Genomic DNA, 1,955 nt, shown 5'->3' on the forward strand with positions numbered 1-1,955 from the left:
CCCGAACGCCGCGCAGCAAGGCTACCTGACCTCGGAGCCCTACGCGATCCAGAAGGCCGGCGTGAAGAGCACCGTGCTGATGTTCAGCGACCACGGCTTCCCGGCCTACGCCACCACGGTGTCGTGCATGGAAAAGACCGTGAAGGACCGCAGCAAGCAGGTGGAAGCCTTCGTGAAGGCCTCGGCCGAGGGCTGGAAGAGCTACCTCGCCGATCCGGCGCCCGCCAACGCGCTGATCAAGAAGGACAACCCCAACATGACCGACGACCAGCTGGCCTACAGCGTGGCCAAGCTCAAGGAGATGGGCATGGTCACTGGCGGCGATGCGGCCAAGCTCGGCATCGGCGTGATCACCGATGCGCGTTCCAAGGCGAGCTACGACTTCCTCGTGGGCGCCAAGCTGCTCGACCCGGCAAAGGTGGAACTCGCCAAGACCTACACCACCGAGTTCGTCAAGGACGCGAAGGTCTTGCCCTGAGCCATCCACCCATGAACCGCATCGAACCCCACACCCTCGCGCCGCCCGCGGCGCCTGCCGTGCCCGCGGTGGAAGTGCTCTCGGCCGAGAAGACCTATCCCAACGGCACGCAGGCGCTGCTGCCGGTGGACCTGTCGATCGCCGAAGGCGAATTCGTCACGCTGCTCGGGCCTTCGGGCTGCGGCAAGAGCACGCTGCTCAAGATGGTGGCGGGCATGCTCGAGCCGAGCGACGGGCGGCTCTTGGTGTGGCGCAAGCCGGTGGCGGAGATCCACAGCTGCCCGCACAAGCTGTCCTTCGTGTTCCAGTCGGCCACGCTGATGCCGTGGGCCAGCGTGCGCACCAACGTGCGGCTGCCGCTCGACCTGGCCGGCGTGCCGCGCAAGGAGGCCGACGCGCGGGTGATGGAATCGCTCGCGCTGGTGGGGCTCGAGAAGTTTGCCGATGCACTGCCGCGCGCGCTCTCAGGCGGCATGCAGATGCGCGTGTCGATCGCGCGCGGCCTCGTCACGCAGCCCGACCTGCTGCTGATGGACGAGCCCTTCGGCGCGCTCGACGAGATCACGCGCCACAAGCTCGACGCCGACCTGCTCGACCTCTGGCGCAAGAAGAAGCTCACGGTGATCTTCGTGACGCACTCGATCCACGAGGCCGTGTTCCTGTCGACCCGCGTGGTGATGATGGCCGCGCGGCCGGGCCGCGTGGTGGAGCAGTTCCACATCGACGAGCCCTACCCGCGCACCCCCGACTTCATGGTGACGCCGGAATTCGCGCGCCATGCCAGGCGCCTGCAGGACAGCCTGCTGCGCGCCAGCCAGGCCGACGAGGAACATGCACGATGAAAAGCCCGCCCCTCCTGAGCCAGCCGCGCGTGCAGCGCGTGCTCTATCCCCTGCTCATCGGCGTGGTGCTGGTCGCGCTGTGGCAATGGATGGTGGTCGCCATGGAGCTGCCGCCCTACCTGGTGCCCTCGCCCTTCCTCATGGTGCAGACGCTCGTGACCGACTGGGCGCCGCTCGGCAGCGCGCTCCTGGTCACGCTCAAGATCACGCTGCTGTCGTTCCTGCTGGCCACCGTCGCCGGGGTGCTGATCTCGTTCCTGTTCGTGCAGAGCAAGCGCATCGAGACCGCGCTCTTTCCGTATGCGGTGCTGCTGCAGGTGACGCCCATCGTGGCGGTGGCGCCGCTCATCATCATCTGGGTGAAGAACCCGGTGGCGGCCATGACGGTGTGCGCCGCGCTGGTGGCGCTGTTCCCGATCATCAGCAACACCACGCTCGGCCTGCGCAGCATCGACCCCGACCTGCAGAGCTACTTCAAGCTCAACCGCGCGACGCGCTGGCAGCAGCTGGTGCGGCTGCGCATTCCGAGCGCGCTGCCGTACTTCTTTGGCGGGCTGCGCATCTCGAGCGGCCTGGCGCTGATCGGCGCGGTGGTGGCCGAGTTCGTGGCCGGCACCGGTGGCTCGGGCGCGGGC

At 67.8% G+C, this 1,955-nt stretch carries 3 protein-coding genes; all 3 read left to right on the forward strand.

What is annotated here, in order from left to right:
* Positions 1-478: ABC transporter substrate-binding protein (locus AC1DOC_RS31575; protein WP_478131327.1), on the forward strand; the 478-nt coding region annotated here is incomplete at its 5' end.
* 11 nt (positions 479-489) lie between these two features.
* On the forward strand, positions 490-1,320 hold the full coding sequence (locus AC1DOC_RS31580) for an ABC transporter ATP-binding protein (RefSeq protein ID WP_015867520.1): 831 nt from the start codon (positions 490-492) through the stop codon (positions 1,318-1,320).
* Positions 1,317-1,955 (forward strand): ABC transporter permease (locus AC1DOC_RS31585; protein WP_478131328.1); only part of this gene is annotated, 639 nt, incomplete at its 3' end. The genes AC1DOC_RS31580 and AC1DOC_RS31585, both read left to right, overlap by 4 nt.

Source organism: Variovorax sp. 01T439_2, from assembly GCF_056398445.1.

What these genes read in the sequence shown, in the direction of transcription:
- AC1DOC_RS31580 (WP_015867520.1), top strand. Translation starts at nt 490, where the DNA reads ATGAACCGCATCGAACCCCACACCCTCGCGCCGCCCGCGGCGCCTGCC.